This is a genomic window from Phenylobacterium sp. (assembly GCF_028290885.1).
Classification (GTDB): Bacteria; Pseudomonadota; Alphaproteobacteria; order Caulobacterales; family Caulobacteraceae; genus Phenylobacterium.
Window position 1 is genome coordinate 1 of record NZ_JAQGIZ010000245.1, and the last position, 21187, is coordinate 21187.

The 21187-nt window shown below is 69.2% G+C and carries 24 protein-coding genes; 19 read left to right on the plus strand and 5 right to left on the minus strand.

What is annotated here, in order from left to right; genetic code table 11:
* The 11 genes from JWP28_RS16380 to JWP28_RS16430 all read left to right on the plus strand — a co-directional run.
* Window positions 1–83, plus strand: an 83-nt coding sequence (locus JWP28_RS16380; RefSeq protein WP_299544611.1) for an SPOR domain-containing protein, incomplete at its 5' end; no start/stop codon positions are given.
* Entirely contained in the window at window positions 80–1105 is a 1026-nt protein-coding gene (nagZ, locus tag JWP28_RS16385) for a beta-N-acetylhexosaminidase (protein ID WP_299544573.1), read from the plus strand. The genes JWP28_RS16380 and nagZ, both read left to right, overlap by 4 nt.
* Window positions 1102–1923, plus strand: coding sequence for a ScpA family protein (locus JWP28_RS16390; RefSeq protein WP_299544574.1), 822 nt, complete (start codon window positions 1102–1104; stop codon window positions 1921–1923). The genes nagZ and JWP28_RS16390 overlap by 4 nt, the downstream gene beginning before the upstream one ends.
* The gene (gene scpB, locus JWP28_RS16395) at window positions 1920–2564 is read left to right on the plus strand and encodes an SMC-Scp complex subunit ScpB (RefSeq protein WP_299544575.1); all 645 of its coding nucleotides are present in this window, start codon (window positions 1920–1922) and stop codon (window positions 2562–2564) included. The genes JWP28_RS16390 and scpB overlap by 4 nt, the downstream gene beginning before the upstream one ends.
* Before the next feature lie 100 nt (window positions 2565–2664).
* Window positions 2665–2871, plus strand: coding sequence for a twin-arginine translocase TatA/TatE family subunit (locus JWP28_RS16400; RefSeq protein ID WP_299544577.1), 207 nt, complete (start codon window positions 2665–2667; stop codon window positions 2869–2871).
* 67 nt (window positions 2872–2938) lie between these two features.
* On the plus strand, window positions 2939–3532 hold the full coding sequence (gene tatB, locus JWP28_RS16405) for a Sec-independent protein translocase protein TatB (protein WP_299544579.1): 594 nt from the start codon (window positions 2939–2941) through the stop codon (window positions 3530–3532).
* Complete coding sequence (gene tatC, locus JWP28_RS16410) at window positions 3529–4452, plus strand: twin-arginine translocase subunit TatC (protein WP_299544581.1); 924 nt, start codon at window positions 3529–3531, stop codon at window positions 4450–4452. The genes tatB and tatC overlap by 4 nt, the downstream gene beginning before the upstream one ends.
* Window positions 4453–4699: 247 nt before the next feature.
* Window positions 4700–6046, plus strand: a complete 1347-nt coding sequence (serS, locus tag JWP28_RS16415; protein ID WP_299544583.1) for a serine--tRNA ligase — start codon at window positions 4700–4702, stop codon at window positions 6044–6046.
* Between the two features lie 11 nt (window positions 6047–6057).
* Window positions 6058–6831: a 5'/3'-nucleotidase SurE gene (gene surE / locus JWP28_RS16420; RefSeq protein ID WP_299544585.1), complete on the plus strand. Its 774-nt coding sequence runs from the start codon at window positions 6058–6060 to the stop codon at window positions 6829–6831.
* Window positions 6832–6849: 18 nt separating this feature from the next.
* Window positions 6850–7509, plus strand: coding sequence for a protein-L-isoaspartate(D-aspartate) O-methyltransferase (locus JWP28_RS16425; RefSeq protein WP_299544586.1), 660 nt, complete (start codon window positions 6850–6852; stop codon window positions 7507–7509).
* A 110-nt stretch (window positions 7510–7619) separates the two neighbouring features.
* Window positions 7620–9179 (plus strand): LysM peptidoglycan-binding domain-containing protein, encoded by a 1560-nt coding sequence (locus tag JWP28_RS16430; RefSeq protein ID WP_299544588.1) that lies wholly within the window; start codon window positions 7620–7622, stop codon window positions 9177–9179.
* 34 nt (window positions 9180–9213) lie between these two features.
* Here the strand turns inward: JWP28_RS16430 and JWP28_RS16435 are convergent, their stop codons facing one another.
* Complete coding sequence (locus tag JWP28_RS16435; RefSeq protein ID WP_299544589.1) at window positions 9214–10053, minus strand: ATP-binding protein; 840 nt, start codon at window positions 10051–10053, stop codon at window positions 9214–9216.
* A 187-nt stretch (window positions 10054–10240) separates the two neighbouring features.
* Here JWP28_RS16435 and yajC point away from each other — a divergent pair, with 187 nt between their 5' ends.
* The 6 genes from yajC to JWP28_RS16465 all read left to right on the plus strand — a co-directional run bounded on the left by yajC (window position 10241) and on the right by JWP28_RS16465 (window position 15157).
* Window positions 10241–10594, plus strand: coding sequence for a preprotein translocase subunit YajC (gene yajC / locus JWP28_RS16440; RefSeq protein ID WP_299544590.1), 354 nt, complete (start codon window positions 10241–10243; stop codon window positions 10592–10594).
* A 16-nt stretch (window positions 10595–10610) separates the two neighbouring features.
* Window positions 10611–12215 carry a protein translocase subunit SecD gene (gene secD, locus JWP28_RS16445; RefSeq protein ID WP_299544592.1) on the plus strand — a complete coding sequence of 535 codons (1605 nt, stop codon included), beginning with the start codon at window positions 10611–10613 and terminating at the stop codon, window positions 12213–12215.
* 13 nt (window positions 12216–12228) lie between these two features.
* Window positions 12229–13203 carry a protein translocase subunit SecF gene (secF, locus tag JWP28_RS16450; protein WP_299544594.1) on the plus strand — a complete coding sequence of 325 codons (975 nt, stop codon included), beginning with the start codon at window positions 12229–12231 and terminating at the stop codon, window positions 13201–13203.
* Between the two features lie 168 nt (window positions 13204–13371).
* On the plus strand, window positions 13372–13731 hold the full coding sequence (locus tag JWP28_RS16455; protein WP_299544596.1) for an Mth938-like domain-containing protein: 360 nt from the start codon (window positions 13372–13374) through the stop codon (window positions 13729–13731).
* Window positions 13732–13797: 66 nt separating this feature from the next.
* Window positions 13798–14403 carry a urate hydroxylase PuuD gene (locus JWP28_RS16460; protein ID WP_299544598.1) on the plus strand — a complete coding sequence of 202 codons (606 nt, stop codon included), beginning with the start codon at window positions 13798–13800 and terminating at the stop codon, window positions 14401–14403.
* A 55-nt stretch (window positions 14404–14458) separates the two neighbouring features.
* Window positions 14459–15157: a squalene/phytoene synthase family protein gene (locus tag JWP28_RS16465; RefSeq protein ID WP_299544600.1), complete on the plus strand. Its 699-nt coding sequence runs from the start codon at window positions 14459–14461 to the stop codon at window positions 15155–15157.
* Here the strand turns inward: JWP28_RS16465 and JWP28_RS16470 are convergent.
* Both JWP28_RS16470 and trmFO read right to left on the minus strand, forming a co-directional pair.
* Window positions 15154–15651: a methyltransferase gene (locus tag JWP28_RS16470; RefSeq protein ID WP_299544602.1), complete on the minus strand. Its 498-nt coding sequence runs from the start codon at window positions 15649–15651 to the stop codon at window positions 15154–15156. The genes JWP28_RS16465 and JWP28_RS16470 overlap by 4 nt on opposite strands.
* Before the next feature lie 51 nt (window positions 15652–15702).
* Window positions 15703–17130 (minus strand): methylenetetrahydrofolate--tRNA-(uracil(54)-C(5))-methyltransferase (FADH(2)-oxidizing) TrmFO, encoded by a 1428-nt coding sequence (trmFO, locus tag JWP28_RS16475; RefSeq protein ID WP_299544604.1) that lies wholly within the window; start codon window positions 17128–17130, stop codon window positions 15703–15705.
* Between the two features lie 213 nt (window positions 17131–17343).
* Here trmFO and JWP28_RS16480 point away from each other — a divergent pair, with 213 nt between their 5' ends.
* A complete protein-coding gene (locus JWP28_RS16480) occupies window positions 17344–18189 on the plus strand; it encodes a hypothetical protein (RefSeq protein WP_299544606.1) in 846 nt (281 codons plus the stop codon).
* A gap of 13 nt (window positions 18190–18202) precedes the next feature.
* The gene (locus JWP28_RS16485; RefSeq protein ID WP_299544607.1) at window positions 18203–19048 is read left to right on the plus strand and encodes a hypothetical protein; all 846 of its coding nucleotides are present in this window, start codon (window positions 18203–18205) and stop codon (window positions 19046–19048) included.
* On the opposite strand, the gene JWP28_RS16490 is transcribed toward JWP28_RS16485, so the two are convergent.
* Together JWP28_RS16490 and uvrA are read right to left on the minus strand one after the other, a co-directional pair.
* Window positions 19045–19656 (minus strand): glutathione S-transferase family protein, encoded by a 612-nt coding sequence (locus tag JWP28_RS16490; RefSeq protein ID WP_299544609.1) that lies wholly within the window; start codon window positions 19654–19656, stop codon window positions 19045–19047. The genes JWP28_RS16485 and JWP28_RS16490 overlap by 4 nt on opposite strands.
* A gap of 68 nt (window positions 19657–19724) precedes the next feature.
* Window positions 19725–21187: excinuclease ABC subunit UvrA (uvrA, locus tag JWP28_RS16495; RefSeq protein ID WP_299544610.1), on the minus strand; the 1463-nt coding region annotated here is incomplete at its 5' end.

The following is a 21187-nucleotide window of genomic DNA, read 5'->3' on the forward strand; positions in this document are numbered from 1 at the left end:
TGACCGGCTTTGCGAGCCGCGGCGACGCGACGGCGTTCTGCGCCAAGCTGAAAGCCGCGGGGAAGGCCTGCTTCGTCAAGTGAGCGTGACCGCAGCCATCCTGGGCTGTTCGGGCCCTCAGCTGACGTCCGAGGAGCGGGCGTTCTTCCGGCGGGTGAAGCCCTGGGGCTTCATCCTGTTCGGGCGCAACGTGCAGAGCCCGGACCAGGTGCGGGCGCTGGTCGAGGCCCTGCGCGAGGCGGTGGCGCGCGCCGATGCGCCGGTGCTGATCGACCAGGAGGGCGGCCGCGTGCAGCGGCTGGGGCCGCCGAACTGGGGCCGCTATCCGCCCGGCCGCGCCTATGGCGACCTCGCCGGCAACGATCCGCTGCTCCGGCGCGAGATCACTCGGCTGGGCGCGCGGCTGATGGCCCATGACCTGGCCGCCCTGGGGATCAACGTCGACTGCGTGCCGGTGCTCGACGTACCCGATCCCGCAGGCCACGAGATCATCGGCGACCGCGCCTATGGCCGCACGCCGGATGAGGTGGCCCTCATGGGGCGGGCCGCCGCCGAGGGCCTGATCGCCGGCGGCGTCCTGCCGGTGGTCAAGCACATCCCGGGACACGGCCGGGCGATGTCCGACAGCCATCTTGAGCTGCCGGTGGTGGACGCGAGCTTCGAGGAGCTGGACGCCCGCGACTTCGCCCCGTTCCGCGTGCTCTCCGACATGCCGATGGCGATGACCGCCCACGTGATCTATTCGGCCATCGACCGGAAGCGCCCGGCGACGACCTCGAAGAAGGTGATGCGCCGGGTGGTCCGTGGCGCGATCGGTTTCGACGGCCTGGTGATGAGCGACGACCTTTCCATGCAGGCGCTCAGCGGCGATTTCTCCGAGCGGGCGAGCGCCAGCCGCGCGGCCGGCTGCGACGTGGTCCTTCACTGCAACGGCGACATGGCTGAGATGAAGGCGGTGGTCGCAGGCGCGGGCGTGCTGAAGGGCCGCGCGGCGCGGCGGGCTAACGCGGCGCTGGCGCGGATCGCCCGGGCGCCGGAGCCGTTCGACGCGGTGGAGGGCCGGGCGCGGTTCGATGCGGCGTTCGACGGACGCTTCGCGGTATGAGCGGCGGCTTCCAGCCCGACCTCGACTTCGCCGCCGCGGCGACTGCCGCCGAGGACGGCGAGGCGCTGATCGTCGACCTCGACGGCTACGAGGGTCCGCTGCACGTGCTGCTGGCGCTGGCCCGCAGCCAGAAGGTCGACCTCCTGAAGCTGAGCGTGCTGAAGCTCGCCGAGCAGTATCTGGCCTTCGTGCAGCAGGCGCGCCGCCAGCAGTTCTCGCTGGCCGCCGACTACCTGGTGATGGCCGCCTGGCTGGCCTACCTGAAGTCCCGCCTGCTGCTGCCCAAGCCCGAACAGCCGAAGGCCGACGAGGCGCCGGCCGAGGAGATCGCCGCCAGGCTCGCCTTCCGCCTGGCCAAGCTCGACGCCATGCGAGGCGCCGCCGAGGCGCTGCGCACCCGGCCGCAACTCGGCCGCGACGTCTTCGGGCGCGGCGATCCGGAGGCCATCAAGGTGATCCCGTCGGGCCGCATCGAGGGCGACCTCTACAGCCTGATGAGCGCCTACATCGCCCAGCGCACCAAGGAGTCCAGCCGCACCTATACGCCGGCGCTGCCGACCGCCTATCCGCTGGAGGCGGCGCGCGAACGCCTGCGCCGCCTGCTGCCCGAGCTCGATCGCTGGACCCCGCTCACCGGCGTCGCGCCGTTCGGCCCAAGTTCGCAAGGGGGGGGAGGGCAAGGGCCCAGCCGCGCCTCCTACGTCGCCTCGACGCTGTCGGCGGGACTTGAGCTGGTCAAGGAAGGCGCGCTGGAGGCCCGCCAGCTGGAGGCCTTCGCGGACATCTACCTGCGCAACCGCAAGGACAAGGCGGCGTGAGCGACCTCGCCGACACCGAGCGCGAGGTCGAGGCGCTGCTGTTCGCCGCCGCGGGGCCCTTGAGCGACGCCGATCTCGCCAAGCGGCTGCCGGAGGGGGCGGACGTGGCGGGCGCCATCGCGGCCCTGCAGGCGCGCTACCAGGGGCGCGGCGTGGAGCTGGCGGCGGTCGCCGGGCGCTGGCGGTTCCAGACGGCGGGCGACCTCGCCTGGCTGATGACCGACGAGCGGGAGGAGCCGCGCAGGCTCTCCCGCGCCGCCCAGGAGACCCTGGCCATCATCGCCTACCACCAGCCGGTGACCCGGGCGGAGATCGAGGCGGTGCGCGGGGTGCAGGCCAGCAAGGGCACGCTCGACGTGCTGCTGGAGCTTGGCCTCGTGCGCATGCGCGGCCGCAGGCGCACGCCCGGCCGGCCGATCACCTACGGCACCACCGAGGCCTTCCTGGAGCACTTCGGCCTGGCCAGCGTCGGCGACCTGCCGGGGGCCGCGGAGATGCGCGCCGCGGGCCTGCTCTCCCTCGACCTGCCCGCCGACTTCGCCGTGCCGGATCCCAATGCGCCGGCCGCCGACGAAGACCCGCTGGATCCTGGCGACGCGCCGGAGTTCCACACCGACTACCTGGGCGAGGAGACGGCCTAAGAAGTCGGGATTGTCGCGTGGCGCGGTTCGCCGAGACGGACTATATAGCCGCTCAACAAGATGTCGCGGGGGCGCGACGGGTTAGGAGTTTTTGGAAGCCATGGGCGCTCTTTCGATCTGGCACATTCTGGCGATCGTCGTCGTCGTCGCCCTGCTGTTCGGCGGGCGCGGGCGGATCTCCGGCATCATGGGCGACACCGCCAAGGGCATCAAAGCCTTTCGCGAAGGCCTGAAGGGCGAGGAAGAGGCGCACGAGGAAGAGCCCGCCAAGCCGCTGCCGAAGACCCGCGCCAAGACCAAGGCCTGAGAGCGAACCGCCCCGGCCGCGCCAGGCCTGTTTCCACCGCGCGTGAAACCGCGCTAAGCCCACGGCCATGTTTCCCGAAGGACGCGCTCTAGAGTTCCTGATCGCCGCGGTCGTGGCGCTGATCGTGGTGGGTCCCAAGGACCTGCCCGTGCTGCTGCGCAAGTTCGGGCAGTTCATGGCCAAGGTCCGCGCGATGGCGGCCGAGTTCCGCGCCAGCTTCGACGAGATGGCCCGCCAGTCGGAGCTCGACGAACTGCGCAAGGAAGTCGAGGCCATGCGCAAGGGCCAGCTGGCCGACATCGCCACGCACGCCGGCGCGCCTGAGGTGAACCAGGCCTTCGACGAGATCAGTCAGGGCCTCTCCGACGTCGGCGTGCAGCTGAATTCGCCGATGAGCTATCCCTCCGCCGCCGAGACGACCATCGAGGTCAAGCCGGTGGCGAAGGCGCGGAGCCGCAAGGCGCCTGCCAAGCGGGCCGCGGCGAAGAAGACCGCTGCGTCCAAGACGCCCGCGCCCAAAGCCGCCGGCAAACCCAAGGCCGCGCCCGCGAAGGCCGCGCCCGCGAAGGCGCCGGCGGCGGAGGCGCCCGCCAAGCCGACCGCGGCCAAAGGCGCGACGCCCAAGCCGCGCGCCCGCAAGACGGCGGGCTCGACCTCGTGAGCGCCGCCCCGGAAGACGACGAGATCGAGGCCTCGCGGGCCCCGCTGCTCGATCACCTCGTTGAGCTGCGGTCACGGCTGATCGTCTGCGTGGTCGCCCTCTTCGTGGGCTTTCTCATCTGTTTCGTCTTCTCGACCCAGATCTTCACCCTGCTGCTGCACCCCTTCAACGTGGCCTCGGGGCTCCTGGCCGTTCGCGCCCAGGAGGCCAAGAGCGGCGGGAGCTTCGACATCCTGGGCGCGCTGAACGGCGCGAAGAACATGTTCCTGGTGCTGACCGGCCTTAGGGACGCCCCGCCGGTCCCCGGGAAAGTGACCCAACTGGTCTTCACCGCGCCGCTGGAGTTCTTCTTCACCAAGGTGAAGCTTTCAGCGCTGGGCGCGGTGGCGCTGACGTTCCCGGTGCTGGCGCAGCAGGTCTACGCCTTCGTCGCGCCGGGCCTCTACAAGCGGGAACGCCGCGCGTTCCTGCCGTTCCTGGTGGCCTCGCCGGTGCTTTTCGCGCTTGGCGCCGCGATGGTCTACTTCATGATCCTGCCGTTCGTGCTCTGGTTCGCCGCGTCGCAGCAGATCGTCGGGGTGAGCGGCATCTCGGTGAACCTCCTGCCGAAGGTTTCCGAGTACTTCGACCTGGTGACCACGCTGTTGCTGGCCTTCGGCCTTTGCTTCCAGTTGCCGGTGGTGCTGACGCTCCTGGGCATGGCAGGCCTGGTCAACTCGAAGATGCTGATGTCCGGCTGGCGCTATGCGGTCGTGGCCGTCGTCGTCGTGGCCGCGATCATCACGCCGCCCGACCCGATCAGCCAGACCCTGCTGTCGGTGCCGATCATCGGGCTCTATTTCATCTCAGTCGGCTGCGTCTGGCTGATCGAACTGCGCCGCAAGAAGGAAGATGACGCCCGGGACGTGACCGTGACCTAGCCCTTACCTCCCACGCGCAGCGGGGGAGGGGGACCATCGGCCCCCCGGGACCGACCGAAGGTCGGCCCGAGGACAGGCTCCGAGCCGATGGTGGAGGGGGCGAGGCTTGGCTCTGAGCTTGAACCCGCCCCTTCCACCACTCGCTCTGCGGCGAGTGGTCCCCCTTCCCCGTGAACGGGGAAGGTAAGCTTGGCGCCCCCGCCGACGCGCTCTAGAGAGGGCCGCTCCCACCTAACCTGCGGCCGCCATGCACGACATCCGAGCCATTCGCGAAACGCCTGAGCTCTACATCAAGGGCTGGGATGCGAAGGGCCTGTCCGGCGCGGCGCTGGTGGCCCAGATCACTGAGCTCGACGCAACGCTGCGCGCCGCCCAGACCGCCTGGCAGACCGCCCAGGCCGAACGCAACGAGGCCTCCAAGAAGATCGGCCAGGCCAAGGCCGCCAAGGACGAGGCGGAAGCCTCGCGGCTGATGGCGCACGTCGAACTCCTCAAGACCAGGCTGGAGTTCGAGAGCGAGGCCGAGCGCGCCGCGAGCCGGGCGCTGCATGACCTCCTCGCCGGCTTGCCTAACATCCCCGCGCCAGACGTGCCGCCCGGCGAGGACGAGCACGCCAATGTCGAGGTGCGCCGCTGGGGCACGCCGTTCGCCATCGCCAAGCCCAAGGACCACACTGACCTGGGCGAAGGCCTGGGCCTCCTGGATTTCGAAGCCGCCGCGCGGATGAGCGGCTCGCGGTTCGTGGTGTTGAAGGGCGAACTGGCCAGGCTGGAGCGGGCGCTCGGCCAGTTCATGCTGGACGTCCAGACCCGGGAGCACGGCTATCTGGAGATCTCGCCGCCGCTGATGGTGCACACCCAGGCGATGTTCGGCACCGGGCAGCTGCCGAAATTCGCCGACGACCAGTTCATCGTTCTTCCGGGATTTGAGAATGCGCTCCAACTGCCGCAGACCCTGGAGGGACTGAATGCGAGGCCGGAGGTTCGCTGGCTGATCCCAACCGCTGAGGTTTCGCTGACAAATCTCGTCCGCGAACAGATCACGCCGGAGGAGGAGCTGCCGCTTCGGCTGACCGCGCTGACGCCGTGTTTCCGAGCGGAGGCCGGCGCCTCGGGACGCGACACCCGCGGCATGATCCGCCAACACCAGTTCTACAAGGTGGAGCTGGTCTCGATCACCGCGCCGGACCAGTCCGAGGCCGAGCACGAGCGGATGGTGGGCTGCGCCGAGGCGATCCTGAAGCGGCTGGAGCTGCCGTTCCGCACCATGCTGCTCTGCGCCGGCGACATGGGTTTCGGGGCGAAGAAGACCTACGACCTCGAGGTCTGGCTGCCGTCCGAGGGCCGCTACCGCGAAATCAGCTCCTGCTCCAACTGCGGGGACTTCCAGGCGCGCCGCATGGACGCCCGCACCAAGGCCACGGGCGAGAAGGGCGCGCGCTTCGTCCATACCCTGAACGGCTCGGGCCTGGCCGTGGGCCGCACGCTGGTGGCGCTGATGGAGAACTACCAGGACGAGGACGGCCGCATCGCCATCCCGCAGGCCCTGCACCCCTACCTGCCGGGCCTGACCCACATCGGGGGGAAGGGATGAGCGGTTCTTAAGTGCGCATCCTGCTCACCAACGACGACGGAATCCATGCCGAGGGCCTGACCGCGCTGGAGCGGATCGCGGCCAAGCTCACCGACGACATCTGGATCTGCGCGCCCGACGCCGAGCGGTCGGGGGCGGGCCGGGCGCTGACGCTCTCAGAACCGATCCGCGTGCGGCAACTGGACGCGCGGCGCTTCTCCACCACCGGCACGCCCACCGACTGCGTCTTGCTGGGGATCAAGGAGCTGGTGGCGGGCAAGACGCCCGATCTGGTGCTCTCCGGCGTCAACCGCGGCGCCAATCTCGCCGAGGACGTCACCATGTCCGGCACGGTCGCCGGGGCCATCGAGGCCATGGCCTTGGGCGTGCCCGGGATCGCGCTGTCACAGATGGGGTTCCATGAAGGCAATCGCGGCTACGAGGCGGCGGAGGCGTTCGCGCCGGGAATCATCCGCCGTCTGGTCGAGGTGGGCTGGGCGAAAGGCGTGGTGATGAACATCAACTTCCCGGACCGCCCGGTCGCCGAGATCACCGAGGTCGAGGTGACCCGCCAGGGTTTCCGCGACGCTCACATCCGGATCGTGGAAAAGCGCACCGACCTGCGCGGACGGGACTATTATTGGATGGGCTTCCGCCAGGAGCGCTCGAAGCCCGCCGAAGGCACGGACCTCAGGGCGCTCTACGACGGCAAGATCTCGGTGACGCCGCTGCACATCGACCTGACGCACATGCCCAGCGTGCATTCGCTGAAGGCGACGCTAGGCGGCGCGCCGCCCCATGCTTGAGTTGGGCGAGGCTTGAGGATGGCGAAGAAGGACCACGACACGGCTGACACGAGGTTGGCCCGCCTGATCCTCGCCCTGCGCTCGCAAGGCGTCAGCGATTCCGGCGTGCTGAACGCGATCGAGACCACGCCCAGGGAGGCGTTCACGCCCGACCTGTTCAAGGCGCGCGCGTTCGAGGATTCGGCCCTGCCGATCGCCTGCGGCCAGACCATCAGCCAGCCGTTCATCGTCGGCCTGATGACCCAGGCGCTGAAGGTCGACAAGCGCGACCGGGTGCTGGAGATCGGAACCGGCAGCGGCTACCAGACCACCATCCTCTCCAAGCTCTCGCGGCTGGTCTACACCGTGGAGCGCTACCGGACCCTGATGCGCGAGGCCGAGGCCCGCTTCAAGACGCTGGGCCTGACCAACGTCATCACCCGCTTCGGCGACGGGGGGGAGGGCTGGCCAGAGCAGGCGCCTTTCGACCGCATTATGGTCACAGCTGCAGCTTCTGATGAGCCGAAGGCATTGCTCAGCCAGCTGAAGCCCAAGGGAATCCTGGTGGCCCCGATCGGCAGGGGGCCGGTCCAGAGCCTTCGGCGCTACACCGGCGACGGCAAGGGGGGTTTCGAGATCGAGGCGCTGACCGACGTTCGGTTCGTGCCCCTGCTCGATGGGGTGGCGAAAGAACTTTGACGACGAGGCGTGGGGCCTGCGGCGGTTTGCAGGTTGGCGGGGACGGACGGCTTAACCCAACATCAACCCTGGCGCCCCGACTCATGCCCATGTTCACTACCGGAGCCGCGATGACGCACTTTCTCCAGCGATCGGCCTTGATCCTTCTGGCGACCACCGCCCTCGGCGTGAGCCCTGCGCTCGCCCGGCCGGTCCATGGCGCGAAGGCGTCGGAGGCTCCGAAGGCCGCCAACGGCAAGATCCTCACCCTGAAGGGCGAACGCGCGGCCTATGTGGTCAAGAAGGGCGACACCCTCGAGAAGATCGCCGACGGGCTCGACACCACCGTCGCCGAACTGAGGAGCGCCAACAAGCTCAAGAAGAACAGCGTGCTGCAGCCGGGCGACGTGCTGAAGGGCCCGGTGGTCGCCAAGAAGGCCTATGTGGTGGCCGACGGCGACACCGTCTTCTCGATCGCCAAGCGCCTGCATGTCTCGGTCGAGGAGCTGCGCGACGAGAACGACCTCTCGCCCAAGACCCATATCCGTCCCGGCCAGAAGATCCGCCTGCCCTCCGACTTCGTCACGCCCGCCGTCCTGGCGGCGGACGGCGCGGACAAGGGCGGCGACGCGGCCGACCCGCCGTCCGCCCGCGGCGCCAAGGGCCGTCGGGGCAAGACCCTGGCGTCCGATGCTTCCGACGACACCGGGTCCGGCGATCGCCGGGTGACCGGCAAGGTGGTCACCAGCCAAGGCGGGCCGGAGACCTATCGGGTGAAGAAGGGCGACACCCTGGCGAAGGTCGCTGACAAGCTCGACACGACGGTCGCCCAACTCAAGGCCGACAACCACCTCAAGAGCACGGCGCTCAGCCCCGGCCAGGTGCTCAGCGGCCCCAAGTTCACCGAGCACGCTTATGTGGCGGGGCGCGGCGACACGCTCGCCCTGATCGCCCAGCGGTTCGGCGTCAGCGTCGAACGCCTGCGCATCGAGAACGAGATGTCCCGGCGCGCCGTCGCCCGGCCCGGCCAGAAGGTCTATCTGCCCGACGGCTACCGAGACCGCGGGCCGGTCCGCGCGGCCGAGGGGGCCGGGACCCCCGAGCGCACGCCCCGCAGCTATCCGCAGCCCGTCGAGGCGTCGCGCGACCAGAGTCCGCAACTGCCGTCGCGTCCGCAGCCCTACCAGCCGTCCGGGGCGCCGGCCCGGCCCTCCTATACGCTGCCCACGGGAGGCCTGCCCGCCTCGCCGCCTGCGCCCGCGCCCACGCCCGGCCCTAGCGACACCCAGATCTCACAGATGGGCCAGGGTCGGTTCGTCTGGCCGCTGCAGGGGACCATCCTCTCCGATTTCGGGGCCAAGCCCGCCGGCCAGCGCAACGACGGCATCAACCTCCAGGCCCCGAGCGGGGCCGTGGTCCATGCCGCCGCCGACGGCGACGTGGTCTACGCCGGCGACCAGGTGCCGGGCTTCGGCAATCTCGTGCTGATCAAGCACGCCGACGGCTGGGTGACCGCCTACGGCCACCTCTCCCGGGTCGACGTGAAGGCGCAGCAGAAGGTCACCCAGGGGCAGCAGGTCGGCCTGGCCGGGTCCTCGGGCGGCGTGCCCGAGCCGCAACTGCACTTCGAGGTGCGCTACGGCGTGGACCGCGCGCGGCCGATCGACCCGAAGCTGGTGCTGCCGAGGTGAATTCCATCCTTCCTCTTTAGGGGAGGGATGCCAGCTACATTGGAAGTTCCTTCCCCAGCTCGCCCGCCAGGTCGCGGATGAACTGCCAGGCCACGCGGCCGGAGCGGGCGCCGCGCAGTTGCGCCCATTGCAGGGCGCGGCGGTCGAGGTCGGGCGTCTTCAGGCCGTAGCGCTTCGCATAGCCTCGGACGGCGTCGAGGTAGGTCGGCTGGTCCATCGGCGGGAAGCCGATCCACAGGCCGAAGCGGTCGGAGACGCTGACCTCCTCCTCGGCGTCCTCGGCGAGCGCGATCAGGCCGCGGTCTTCGGCGTGGCCGCGCGGCATCAGGTGCCGGCGATTGGAGGTCGCGACAAACAGCACATTGGCCGGAGGGCCGGAGACGCCGCCTTCCAGCGCCGACTTCAGCGCCTTGGCGGCCGCGGCGCCCTCCTCGAACGAAAGGTCGTCGCAGAGCACCAGGAACCGCTCGCTGTGTGCCCGCAGGACGTCGAACAGGCCGGGCAGCTCCGTCACCTGGTCGCGGTCGACCTCCACCAGCTTCATAGCCGGCGCGCCTTCGGCCACGCGCATGAAGGCGGCCTTGGCCAGCGAGCTCTTGCCCGTGCCGCGGACACCCCAGAGCAGGGCGTGGTTGCAGGGCAAGCCGGCCGCGAACCGCTGCAGGTTCTCGACGAACCGTTCCTTCTGCCGATCGACGCCGACCAACGCCTCCAGGGGCAGGGGATAGTCGGGCGCGGGGTGGAAGGCGCTGGTCGCCGGGTCGTGGCGGAAGAGTCGCGCCGAAGCGAATGCCGGGTCCGCGGCGCGCGCCGGCGCCAGGCGCTCCAGGGCCTCGGCGATCCGCGCCAGGACGGGTTCCAGCTCGTGCGTCATCGCGGCGAGGCTTAACCCCCCGGGCGTGTCTCGCGAAGGCAGGAAATGCGACGACGGGACACGCCCGGACTCTTCACCGCAAGAATGGCGGGTTCCATTGCAAAACCGGGGCGCAGCGCATAGCTTCCGCCGACTTTGAGCGGAGGCCTCCCAACAGGCCCCCGCCGCACTGCTTTCCGGAGAGGCCATGTTCGCCACCCCAGCCTATGCCCAAGCCCTCGGCGGCGCAGCCGGAGGCGGCGGCCCGCAGGAGATGCTGATCCAGTTCCTGCCGCTGATCGGCCTGGTCGTCTTGTTCTATTTCCTGATGATTCGGCCGCAACAGCGCCGGATGAAGGCCCACCAGGCCATGCTGGCGGGCCTCAAGCGCGGCGACACGGTGGTGCTGTCCTCCGGCGTCCACGGCAAGATCGTCCGCGTCGAGGATGCCGACGTGGGCGTGGAGATCGCCACCGGGGTCACCGTCAAGGTGCGCAAGGGGATGATCTCCGAGGTGCAGGCGCGCGGCGCGCCGGCCCCGGCCAACGACTCCAAGACCTAGGGCGCTCACCTCCACCATGATGAATCTTGCCCGCTGGAAGGTGTTCCTCGTCCTCCTGGCGACGATCCTCGGCATACTCTTCACGCTGCCGAACCTGCTGCCGGCGAACGTCCGCGACCGCCTGCCGCCCTTCATGCCGAAGAACACCCTGCACCTGGGTCTCGACCTGCAAGGCGGCTCCGACCTGCTCTATTCGGTGGACACGGCCGCGCTGCGCAACGAGCGGCTGACCAACATGGCCGAGGACGTCCGCACGACGTTCCGCGACAAGCAGATCGCCTTCACCGACCTTGCGGTGGCGAACGGTGAGATCGGCGTGCGGATCACCGATCCGGCCCAGGTGACCACGGCGCTGAACGCGCTGCGCCAGACCATCGGCGCGCCGCTGGCGGGCGTTCCGGGCGGACGGGACGTCAATGTGAATGAGGGCCCCAACCAGCGCATCCGCATCGCCTTCGTGCCCGAGGCCTTCGACGCCGAGACCTCCAAGGCCGTCGAGCAGTCCATCGAGATCATCCGCCGGCGGATCGACCAGATGGGGACGAAGGAGCCGGACATCTCCCGGCGCGGCAAGGACCGCATTGATATCCAGGCCGCGGGCGAGAGCGATCCCGACCGGCTGAAGAACGTCATCGGCCAGACCGCCAAGCTGACTTTCCAGATGGTCGACGAGACCGCCTCGCCGGAGGACCTGGCCGCCGGCCGCGTGCCGCCGGGCGACGAGGTGCTGCCGTCCACCGATGGCATCACCGCGAGCTACCTGGTCAACAAGCGCTCGGTGGTCACCGGCGAGATGCTGACGAACGCCCAGTCCACCTTCGACTCGCAGACCAACCAGCCGGTGGTGTCCTTCCGGTTCAATGGCCTGGGCTCGCGGCGCTTCGGCGACATCACGCGCCAGAACGTCGGCAAGCGCTTCGCCATCGTCCTCGACAAGAAGGTGATCTCCGCGCCGGTCATCATCAATCCGATCACTGGGGGCTCCGGCCAAATCACCGGGCACTTCACGACCGAGAGCGCCAATGACCTGGCGGTGCTGCTGCGGGCCGGCGCGCTTCCGGCGCCGCTGAAGGTCGAGGAGCAGCGCACGGTGGGCGCCGAGCTTGGCGCCGACGCCGTCCATGCAGGCACGACGTCGGCCATCGTCGGCCTGGCCGCAACCCTGGTCTTCATGCTGTTGATCTACGGCTTCCTGTTCGGCGGCATCTCGCTGATCGCGCTGGCGGTCAACGCGGTGATGATCGTGGGGATCATGAGCGCCACCCAGGCGACGCTGACCCTGCCGGGCATCGCGGGCCTGATCCTGACGCTTGCCGTGGCCGTCGACGCCAACGTGTTGATCTACGAGCGGATGCGCGACGAGCTGCGCGCCGGGCGCACCCTGATCGCCTCGATGGAGGCGGGCTTCCAGCGCGCCATGGGCACCATCCTCGACGCCAACATCACCCACATCCTGTCGGCGATGATCATGTTCCAGTTCGGCTCCGGCCCGGTCCGCGGCTTCGCCTGGACGCTGGCCATCGGCGTGCTCACGACCGTGTTCTCGGCCGTCCTCGTCACCCAAGTGCTTCTGGCCTGGTGGTTCCGCACCTTCCGGCCGAAGACGTTGCCGATCGCATAAGGGAGCCGTTGCTTTGAAATACTGGCCCCTCATCAAGGTCCTTCCGGTCCGCACCCACTTCCGGTTCGTGCGGCTAGCGAGGGTGTTCTCCACCCTCTCCGTCCTGGCGATCGCGGGCTCGCTGTTCCTGGCGCTCTATCCGTTCAAGCTGCCCTGCGGCGGCCTTGCCTGCGGCATCGACTTCGCGGGCGGCACGGTGCTGGAACTGTCCACCGCGCCGAAGGCCGTCGATACGAGCAAGGTGCATGAGGCGCTCGACGGCATGCGGCTTGGCGACCTGGTGGTGCAGGGCGGCGGTTCGCCGTCCGCAGCCATCATACGCTTCCAGGCCCCGCCAGGCGCCGACATCACCAAGACCGTGGCCGCGGCTCAGGGCCGACTCACCCAGGCGCTCGGGACCGTGAAGTTCACCCGCACCGACGTGGTGGGTCCGAAGGTTTCCGGCGAGCTCCTGAGCTCGGGCCTGATCGGCCTCGGCCTCGCGATCCTGCTGATGCTGCTCTACATCTGGTTCCGGTTCGAGCTGCAGTTCGGCCTGGGCGCGGTGGCGGCGCTGTTCCACGACGTCTTCCTGACCTTCGGCATGATGGCGCTGCTGAAGAACTACATCGAGTTCGACCTGCGCGCGGTCGCCGCGATCCTGACCATCATCGGCTACTCGATGAACGACACCGTCGTGGTGTTCGACCGGTTCCGCGAGAACCTGCGCAAGTACAAGCGCATGCCGCTGGGCGACGTGATCGACATGTCGATCAACGAGATGCTGACGCGGACCATCATCACCAGCATGACCGCGGTCCTGGCGCTGGTGGCGCTGGCGGTGTTCGGCGGTCCGTCGCTCTTCGGCCTGTCGGTGATCCTGCTGTTCGGCATCGCCATCGGCACCTATTCGTCGATCTACATCGCCGCGCCGGTGATCCTGCTGTGGGGCGTCAAGCGGGCCGACGAAGAGGCCGAGCCGCTGAAGCCCGCCACCGTCCGGCGCTAGTGTGTTGGGTTCGCCTTATTCCGGGAGCGGGCGCTGTGCGAACTTCAAATCCAAAAAAGCACACTAGAAACATGAACTTGCTAGTGTCGTCATCGATTCCGAAGTTCGCCAAAGTCAGCCGCAAGCGCTTGCGAACTTCGGAATCGGGACACTAGGGGAGGGCCGCGCGTGGCCCGCGACGCGCCATCGATCGACGCCTACGGCGACGGCGGCTTCCGGCTGTCGGGCGAGTGGCATGCCGGCTCGCTGCTGATCCTCGCCGACGAGGCCCGGCCGTGGCCCGTCGCCGCCCTCGGCGAGCTGACGATGGAAAGCCTGGCGCCGGTGTTCGCGGCCGGACGGGCGGAGGTCGAGTTCCTGCTGCTCGGGGTCGGGGCCCGCAACGCGCAACCGCCGCGGGCGCTGCGCGAGGCCCTGTCCGCCGCCGGCATGGGCCTGGAGTTCATGGATACGCCCGCCGCCGCCAGGCTCTACAATGTGCTGACCTCGGAGGGTCGCCGCCTAGCTTGCGCGTTGATCGCCGTCTGAGCCGTTTCCGCCTGCGTCAAAACGCCCTATACCAGCGGCCAAGGCAGGAATCGCGAGGGCAATACAATGGCCGGACTACTCTCCAATCTCCGTAACACACTGATCGTCAGCTTCATCTTGGCGCTGGTCATCGTCGCCGGGTACTACATGCACGATGGCGGGGCGCACCAGGTCTTCTGGCAGGCGGTGTTCCGTTGGCTGCACGTGCTGTTCGGCATCATGTGGATCGGACTGCTCTGGTACTTCAACTTCGTCCAGATCCGGAAAATGCCGGAGATCCCCGCCGAGCTGAAGCCGGCGGTCTCCAAGTACATCGCGCCCGAGGCCCTGTTCTGGTTCCGCTGGGCGGCGGTTTTCACCGTGCTGATGGGCCTGATCCTGGCCTATTCGCGCGGCTACCTGGTCCAGGCGCTGGCTCTCGGCTTCGCGGAGACGCCGGCGTCTCCCGCGCACTCCTTTATCGGCCTGGGCATGTGGCTGGGCATCATCATGCTGATCAACGTCTGGGGCGCGATCTGGCCGGCGCAGAAGATCGCGCTGGGCATCGTCGAGGCCGACGCCGACGCCAAGGCGGCGGCGGCGCGCAAGGCGATGATCTTCTCGCGCATCAACACCTTCCTTTCGGTGCCGATGCTGGTGACCATGACCATGAACCAGACGGTCTTCGGCTGACGCACCGGAAGCTTTCGGAGCACGGGAAGGCCCGCCTTAGCCGGCGGGCCTTTTCATGAGCGCCATGAGTGAAGACGCGCCAAAACCCGACATCGGCGACCTCGACGCGATGATTCGCCGCGTGGATCCCGACCGCTGGCTCTCCAGCCGGTTCGTCGCCCAGGGGCCGGCGCGAGCTGACGTGATCGCGATCTACGCCTTCGACCATGAGCTGGCGCGCGCGCCGCGGGTGGCCTCGAACGCCCTGCTGGGCGAGATGCGCCTGGCCTGGTGGCGCGAGGCGCTGGAGGAGATCTTCGAGGGCAGGGCCGTGCGCCAGCACCCCACCGCCCAGGCGCTCGCCGGCGTGGTCGCCCGCCGCGGCCTCAAGCGTGAGGTTCTGGAGACGATGATCGACGCGCGCTACCGCGAGCTCGACGCTGCGCCGATGAGCGAGGGCGAGGTGCTGGACTGGGCGCGGGACACCGGCGGCCTCGCGGCGCAGCTGGCGGCCCAGGTGCTCGACCCGGCGACCGACGCCACGATGGCGCTGGCCGGCGGCTCGGCCTGGTCGCTCGGCAAGCGCCTGGCCGACCATCCGGAGCTTCGCCCGACCTTCCTGAAGGTGATCCACGCCGCGCGCAGCGCCTCGCGCAACCTCAGCGTCGCGGCCTTCCCCGCCGTGGCCCACGCCGCGCTGGCCGGCCGTCCGTCCACCAACGACTTCGCCCGCAGGCTCCGGCTGACGATCGCCGTGGCGCGGGGGAAGATCTAGCCGCCGGCGCGCCAGGGCCTGATCCTCGGCCTCCAGCGCGGAACGGCCGCGGCAAAGGCGGCGTAGTCCTGCGGGAACGCGCGCCGCAACGTCGGCTCCTCGTAAAGCAGCACGAACAGATGAAACGCCAGCCACACGGCTGCGCCGTAGGCCACCAGCCGCAGGTCTTCGAACAGCGCCGCCTGGCCGAGGATCAGCGCGACGACGGCGACGTACATCGGGTTGCGGACGCGGCGATACGGTCCGCTCACGACCAGACGTTCGGGAGGGGCGATCGGCGCCGGCGTCCCGCGCCCCTGCCAAGCGAAACGGCCAAAGCACTCGACGAGCAGGTAGAGGCCGCCCGCGATGACCGCGACACCAGCCAAACGAACCGCAAAGGGCCCGTCATGGGCGCGCCATCCGGTGATCCACCAGGGTCCCAGCCCGGCGACGGTGCCCGGCGCGACGAGCAGGAACAGCAGGGAGGACAGCAGGGCGGAGGAGCGGCTCATGGCCGTGGCTTCCGTAGCTACGCCAGCGGCCGCGATCCTAGCACAAGGCGTCTATTCCGCCGCGAGGGCTGGAGCGCCCGCAACCCAGGCGTCGAGGTCGGCCAGTGCGCGCTCGCCCATCAGCCGCTTCTTCGCCCGGCCGCGTTCCTTGTGCGGCAGGCGTTTGCCGTCGGCGCCGTGGCGCGGCGGGTCGAGCGGCGGCAGCAGGCCGTAGTTGATGTTCATGGGCTGGAACGAGCCGATTTTTCCCTCTTGTTGGCCGGCGTCCAGGTGCCCGCCGGTGATATGGCCAATCAGGGCCCCCAGGGCCGTCGCGGCGGGCGGCGGCGCAACGGCGGACCCCAGGCGCTCGGCGGCGGCGAAGCGGCCCGCCAGCAGGCCCACGGCGGCGCTCTCCACGTAACCCTCGACGCCGGTCACCTGGCCCGCAAAGCGCAGACGCGGATCGGCCTTCAGGCGCAGCGATCCGTCGAGCAGCCGAGGGCTGTTCAGGAAGGTGTTGCGATGCAGGCCGCCCAGCCTGGCGAACACCGCCTTCTCAAGGCCCGGGATCATCCGGAAGATATCGGTCTGGGCGCCGTGCTTGAGCTTGGTCTGGAAGCCCACCATGTTCCACAGGGTGCCGAGCGCATTGTCCTGCCGCAGCTGCACGACCGCCCAGGCCTTCTCCTGCGGATCATGTTCGTTGGTCAGCCCTACCGGCTTCATCGGGCCGTGGCGCAGGGTTTCGCGGCCGCGCTCGGCCATCACCTCGATCGGCAGGCAGCCGTCGAAGTAGGGCACGTGCTCCCACTCCTTGAACTCCGACTTCGGCCCAGCCAGCAGGGCGTCGACGAAGGCCTCGTACCGGGCCTTGTCCATGGGGCAGTTGATGTAGGCGGCCGCGTCGCCGCCGGGGCCTTCCTTGTCGTAGCGCGACTGGCGCCAGGCGATGGCCATGTCGATCGATTCCAGGTGCACGATCGGGGCGATGGCGTCGAAGAAGGAGAGCTCGCCCTCGCCGGTCAGCTGCAGGATCGCCGCGGACAGGGCCGGCGAGGTGAGAGGCCCGGTGGCGACGATGACGCTGTCCCAGTCGGCGGGCGGCAGGCCGGCGATCTCCTCGCGGGCGATGGTGACCAGCGGATGGGCCTCGAGGCGCTCGGTGACCGCCTGGGCGAAGCCGTCGCGGTCGACGGCCAGCGCGCCGCCGGCGGGCACCTGGTGGGCGTCTCCCGCGGACAGGATGATCGAGCCCAGCTTGCGCATCTCGGCGTGCAGCAGGCCGACCGCATTGCCGGTCCAGTCGTCGGCGCGGAAGGAGTTGGAGCAGACCAGTTCGGCCAGCCGGTCGGTCTGGTGGGCGTCGGTGCCGCGCACCGGACGCATCTCGTGCAGCACGACGGGGACGCCCGCCTGGGCGACCTGCCAGGCGGCCTCCGAACCGGCCAGACCGCCGCCCACCACATGCACGGGCCGAAGGGAATTTGCTGTCGTCATGCGTGGCTAACTAGCAACGATTGGGCGAGATCGCGAGCTGGGCCTTGCACGCCGGGGGGCCCAGCCCCAACCTTGCATCCAAAGGGGTGGCCGACTCGTTCCTACGATACGGGGCCGGGCCTAGGGATGAGGATGTCGGGGTTTTCAGCCTCTGAGGCTGCGCTAGAAGGATTTCGGATCACGCGGGAAAACCCCCGGGCGTTCGGCGCCTGGGTGGGGGTCTCGTTCGCCATCAGCGTGCTTGGCGCGGTGGTGACCGTGCTGATGCCGCCGGAGGTGCGCCACGGCCTCGAGACGCTGCGGGCCGACGAGACGCCGGACATGGCCAAGCTGGTGGACGCCCTGATCGCGGTGGCCCCGATCCTGATCCTGGGCCTGGCCATTCAATGCATCATGGCCGCGGCGGTCTACCGGCTGATCTTCCGCCACGAGGACACCCGCTTCGGTTATCTGCGGCTGGGCGCCGACGAGCTGCGCCTGATGGCGCTGACCTTGATCTACATCCTGCTGTTCATGGCGCTTCTGGTGGCTGTGACGCTCGGAGCGGCCATCGTCGCGGCGTTGGCCGCCTTTGCCGGCCAGGGCGCGGCGATCTTCATGGGCGGGGTGGCGGAGCTGTTCTCGCTGGGGCTTGTGATCTTCGTACTCGTGCGCCTGTCGCTCGCCCCGGTGGCGACCTTCGCCGAGCGGCGGCTGGCGATCTTCGAGTCCTGGAGGCTGACCCGCGGCCATTTCTGGCGCCTGTTCGGGGCCTACGCCCTGGCGCTCGCCTGCATCGTGGTGGTGGGCTTCCTGGCGCTCGTGGTGTTCACCGGCGTCGCGGGCGTGATCCTGCTGATGACCGGCGGTCAGCTTTCCGACCTTTCGAGCATCTTCAAGCCGGACGAGACCTCGATCCGCACGTACTTCAACCCCGGCCTCATCGCCTACATGATCACCGGCAGCGTATTCAGCGCGCTCTATTACGCGGTGATCGCGGCGCCCGGGGCGGTCGCCTACGCGCAGCTGCACGGCCATCCGCCCGAACAGCCCCTGACCGCCCAGACCGAGGCCGGCTGAGACCGCCTCGGACATGAACGCCTTTTCCGCCAGCGATGCGGCCCTGGAGGGCTTCCAGGTGTTGCGGCGCTATTGGCGCGTGGTGCTGGGCTGGTGCCTGTTCACGGTGCTGGGCTTCGTAGGCCTCGTCGTCGTGGCCTTCATCGCCATCGCCCTCGCCACCCTGGCGGCGACGACGCGCGATCAGGCCGGCGCGCTGGGCGGCGCGGTCGGCGGCCTGGTCCTCGGACTGGGCGGCGCGGCGATCCAGTGGCTGGTGCTGGCGGCGCTCTACCGCATGGTCCTGCGGCCGGGAGAGCCGCCCGGGACCTACTACCTGCGGATAAGCAAGGACGAGGGCCGGCTCTTCGCCCTGTGGATCGTGATCCTGATCCTCTTCGCCTGCCTGATCACCGCCGGGTATCTCGTAGTGCGATGGCTGGGGCAGTTCGGCGGCCTCGCCGGCGGGGTGGGAACGCTGCTGTTCGTGGCGCTCATGCTGTGGCTGGCGATCCGCACCAGCCTGGCGGGGCCGGCGAATTTCGCGACCGGCCGGTTCGGGATCGCGGATTCCTGGCGGCTGACCCGGGGGCGTTTCTGGGCGCTGCTCGGCATGGCGCTGCTGGCCGGCTGCCTGCTGGCGCTGATCGCCGTCGTGCTGTTCGTGCTGGTCGCGGTGCTGCAAGCGGCGATCGGCGGCTTCCATACGCTCGCGCCGGTCAGCCTCTCCGACCCGCAGGCGCTGGCCGAACGGCCCGGCGCCTACGTCTTCGGCCTGATCGCCGAGCTGGCGATCGGGCCGATCTATCTGGTGATCGGCCAGACGCCCTTCGTCGCGGCCTACCAGGCGCTGTCGGCCGAGGCCCAGACCAAGACTTAGGCGTTGGCGCTCGGGCGGGCCGTGGCGCGCTCGTGCCAGGCCTTGAGGTTCTCGTATTCCGCCTCCAGCGGCAGGCCGATCCAGCCGGCGAAGTCGACGGTGGTCAGCAGGCAGATGTCGGCCATGGAATAGCGCTCGCCGGCCAGCCAGGCCTTCCCCTGCAGCTCGCGGTTCAGATAGCGCTGGGCGCCCTTGTAGGTTTCCTTGTTGGACTCCCCGAAGTCCTTGAACTGGGTCAGCAGGGCGGCCGTGCGTGGATGAGCGTGGCGCCAGAAGTTGCCGACCGGCATCATCACGGTGAACTCGGTGCGGCGCACCCACATGTCCACCATCGCCTTCTCGACCGGCGTCATCCCGAACATCGGCGGGTCGGGCTGGGTCTCGTCGAAGTAGCGGCAGATGGCGACCGTCTCGGCGATGCAGGTCCCGTCGTCGAGCTCCAGGGCCGGCAGCTGACCCATGGAGTTCTTGGCCCGGAACTCCGGTGACTTGTGCTCGCGCTTCATCATGTCGACCCGGGTCTCGGGCAGCTCGATGCCCTTTTCCGCCAGGAAGATGCGGACCCGCCGCGGGTTGGGGGCGGGGTTCGGCGCGCCGTAAAGGATCAAGGGTCAGCTCCAATCTCTCAAATGAATGGAGCGAATTTACACATCCCTCTCCTTTAGGGGAGGGACGATTAGGCGCTCTTCCTCTCGACGACCCGCCGCAGCCGGTGACGCTCCAACAGCTCCGCCAGATACCGCCCGGTCCAGCTCTTGGGATTCGCGGCGACCTGTTCCGGCGTGCCGGTGGCCACGATCTCGCCGCCGCCGTCGCCGCCCTCCGGGCCGAAGTCGACGACCCAGTCGGCGGTCTTCACGACGTCGAGGTTGTGCTCGATGACCACGACGGTGTTGCCCTGGTCGACCAGCTCGTGGAGCACCTCCAGGAGCTTGCGCACGTCCTCGAAGTGCAGGCCGGTGGTGGGCTCATCGAGGATGTAGAGGGTCTTGCCGGTGGCCCGGCGCGACAGCTCTTTCGACAGCTTCACCCGCTGCGCCTCACCGCCCGACAGGGTGGTCGAGGACTGGCCGACCTTGACGTAGCCCAGCCCCACGCGCTTCAGCGTGGCCATCTTCTCGCGCAGCACCGGCACCGCCTTGAAGAAGTCGGCGGCCTCATCGACCGTCATGTCCAGGACGTCCGATATGCTCTTGCCCTTGAACAGGATTTCGAGCGTCTCGCGGTTGTAGCGGTGGCCGTGGCAGACGTCGCAGGTGACGTAGACGTCCGGCAGGAAGTGCATCTCGATCTTGATCAGCCCGTCGCCCTGGCAGGCCTCGCATCGGCCGCCCTTGACGTTGAAGCTGAAACGGCCGGGGCCGTAGCCGCGCGCCTTGGCTTCCGGCAGCCCTGCGAACCAGTCCCTGATCGGCTGGAAGGCGCCGGTGTAGGTGGCCGGGTTCGAGCGCGGGGTGCGGCCGATCGGCGACTGGTCGATGTCGATGACCTTGTCGAACAGCTCCAGCCCCTCGATCCGCTCGTAGGGCGCGGGTGCGTCGGAGGCGTTGTGCAGCCGTCGCGCGGCGGCCTTGTAGAGCGTCTCGATGGTGAAGGTGGACTTGCCGCCGCCGGAGACGCCGGTGATGCAGGTGAAGGTGCCCTGCGGGACTTCCGCGGTGACGTTCTTCAGGTTGTTGCCGGTGGCGCCGATGACCCTCAGCACGTTCTTCCTGGAGATCGGCCGGCGCTCGGCCGGGACCTCGATCTCGCGGGCCCCGGAGAGGTACTGGCCGGTGATGCTGCGCGGCTCGGCCATGATGTCCTGGGCCGTGCCCTCGGCGATGATCTCGCCGCCGTGGACGCCGGCCGCCGGGCCCATGTCGATGACGTGGTCGGCGCTGAGGATCGCCTCCTCGTCATGCTCGACCACCAGCACGGAGTTGCCGAGGTCGCGCAGGCCCTTGAGGCTGACCAGCAGGCGGGCGTTGTCGCGCTGGTGCAGGCCGATCGAGGGCTCGTCGAGGACGTAGAGCACGCCGGTCAGGCCCGAGCCGATCTGGCTCGCCAGCCGGATGCGCTGGCTTTCGCCGCCGGAGAGGGTGCCGGAGGCGCGCGACAGATCGAGGTAGTCCAGGCCGACGTTGACCAGGAACCGCA

Bases quoted from the DNA above. Each gene is read 5' to 3' on its own strand.
- JWP28_RS16390 (WP_299544574.1), top strand. From the start codon at position 1,102: ATGAGCGGCGGCTTCCAGCCCGACCTCGACTTCGCCGCCGCGGCGACT.
- JWP28_RS16400 (WP_299544577.1), top strand. From the start codon at position 2,665: ATGGGCGCTCTTTCGATCTGGCACATTCTGGCGATCGTCGTCGTCGTC.
- tatB (WP_299544579.1), top strand. From the start codon at position 2,939: ATGTTTCCCGAAGGACGCGCTCTAGAGTTCCTGATCGCCGCGGTCGTG.
- serS (WP_299544583.1), top strand. From the start codon at position 4,700: ATGCACGACATCCGAGCCATTCGCGAAACGCCTGAGCTCTACATCAAG.
- JWP28_RS16425 (WP_299544586.1), top strand. From the start codon at position 6,850: ATGGCGAAGAAGGACCACGACACGGCTGACACGAGGTTGGCCCGCCTG.
- JWP28_RS16430 (WP_299544588.1), top strand. From the start codon at position 7,620: ATGACGCACTTTCTCCAGCGATCGGCCTTGATCCTTCTGGCGACCACC.
- JWP28_RS16435 (WP_299544589.1), bottom strand. From the start codon at position 10,053: ATGACGCACGAGCTGGAACCCGTCCTGGCGCGGATCGCCGAGGCCCTG.
- yajC (WP_299544590.1), top strand. From the start codon at position 10,241: ATGTTCGCCACCCCAGCCTATGCCCAAGCCCTCGGCGGCGCAGCCGGA.
- secD (WP_299544592.1), top strand. From the start codon at position 10,611: ATGATGAATCTTGCCCGCTGGAAGGTGTTCCTCGTCCTCCTGGCGACG.
- JWP28_RS16460 (WP_299544598.1), top strand. From the start codon at position 13,798: ATGGCCGGACTACTCTCCAATCTCCGTAACACACTGATCGTCAGCTTC.
- JWP28_RS16465 (WP_299544600.1), top strand. From the start codon at position 14,459: ATGAGCGCCATGAGTGAAGACGCGCCAAAACCCGACATCGGCGACCTC.
- JWP28_RS16470 (WP_299544602.1), bottom strand. From the start codon at position 15,651: ATGAGCCGCTCCTCCGCCCTGCTGTCCTCCCTGCTGTTCCTGCTCGTC.
- trmFO (WP_299544604.1), bottom strand. From the start codon at position 17,130: ATGACGACAGCAAATTCCCTTCGGCCCGTGCATGTGGTGGGCGGCGGT.
- JWP28_RS16485 (WP_299544607.1), top strand. From the start codon at position 18,203: ATGAACGCCTTTTCCGCCAGCGATGCGGCCCTGGAGGGCTTCCAGGTG.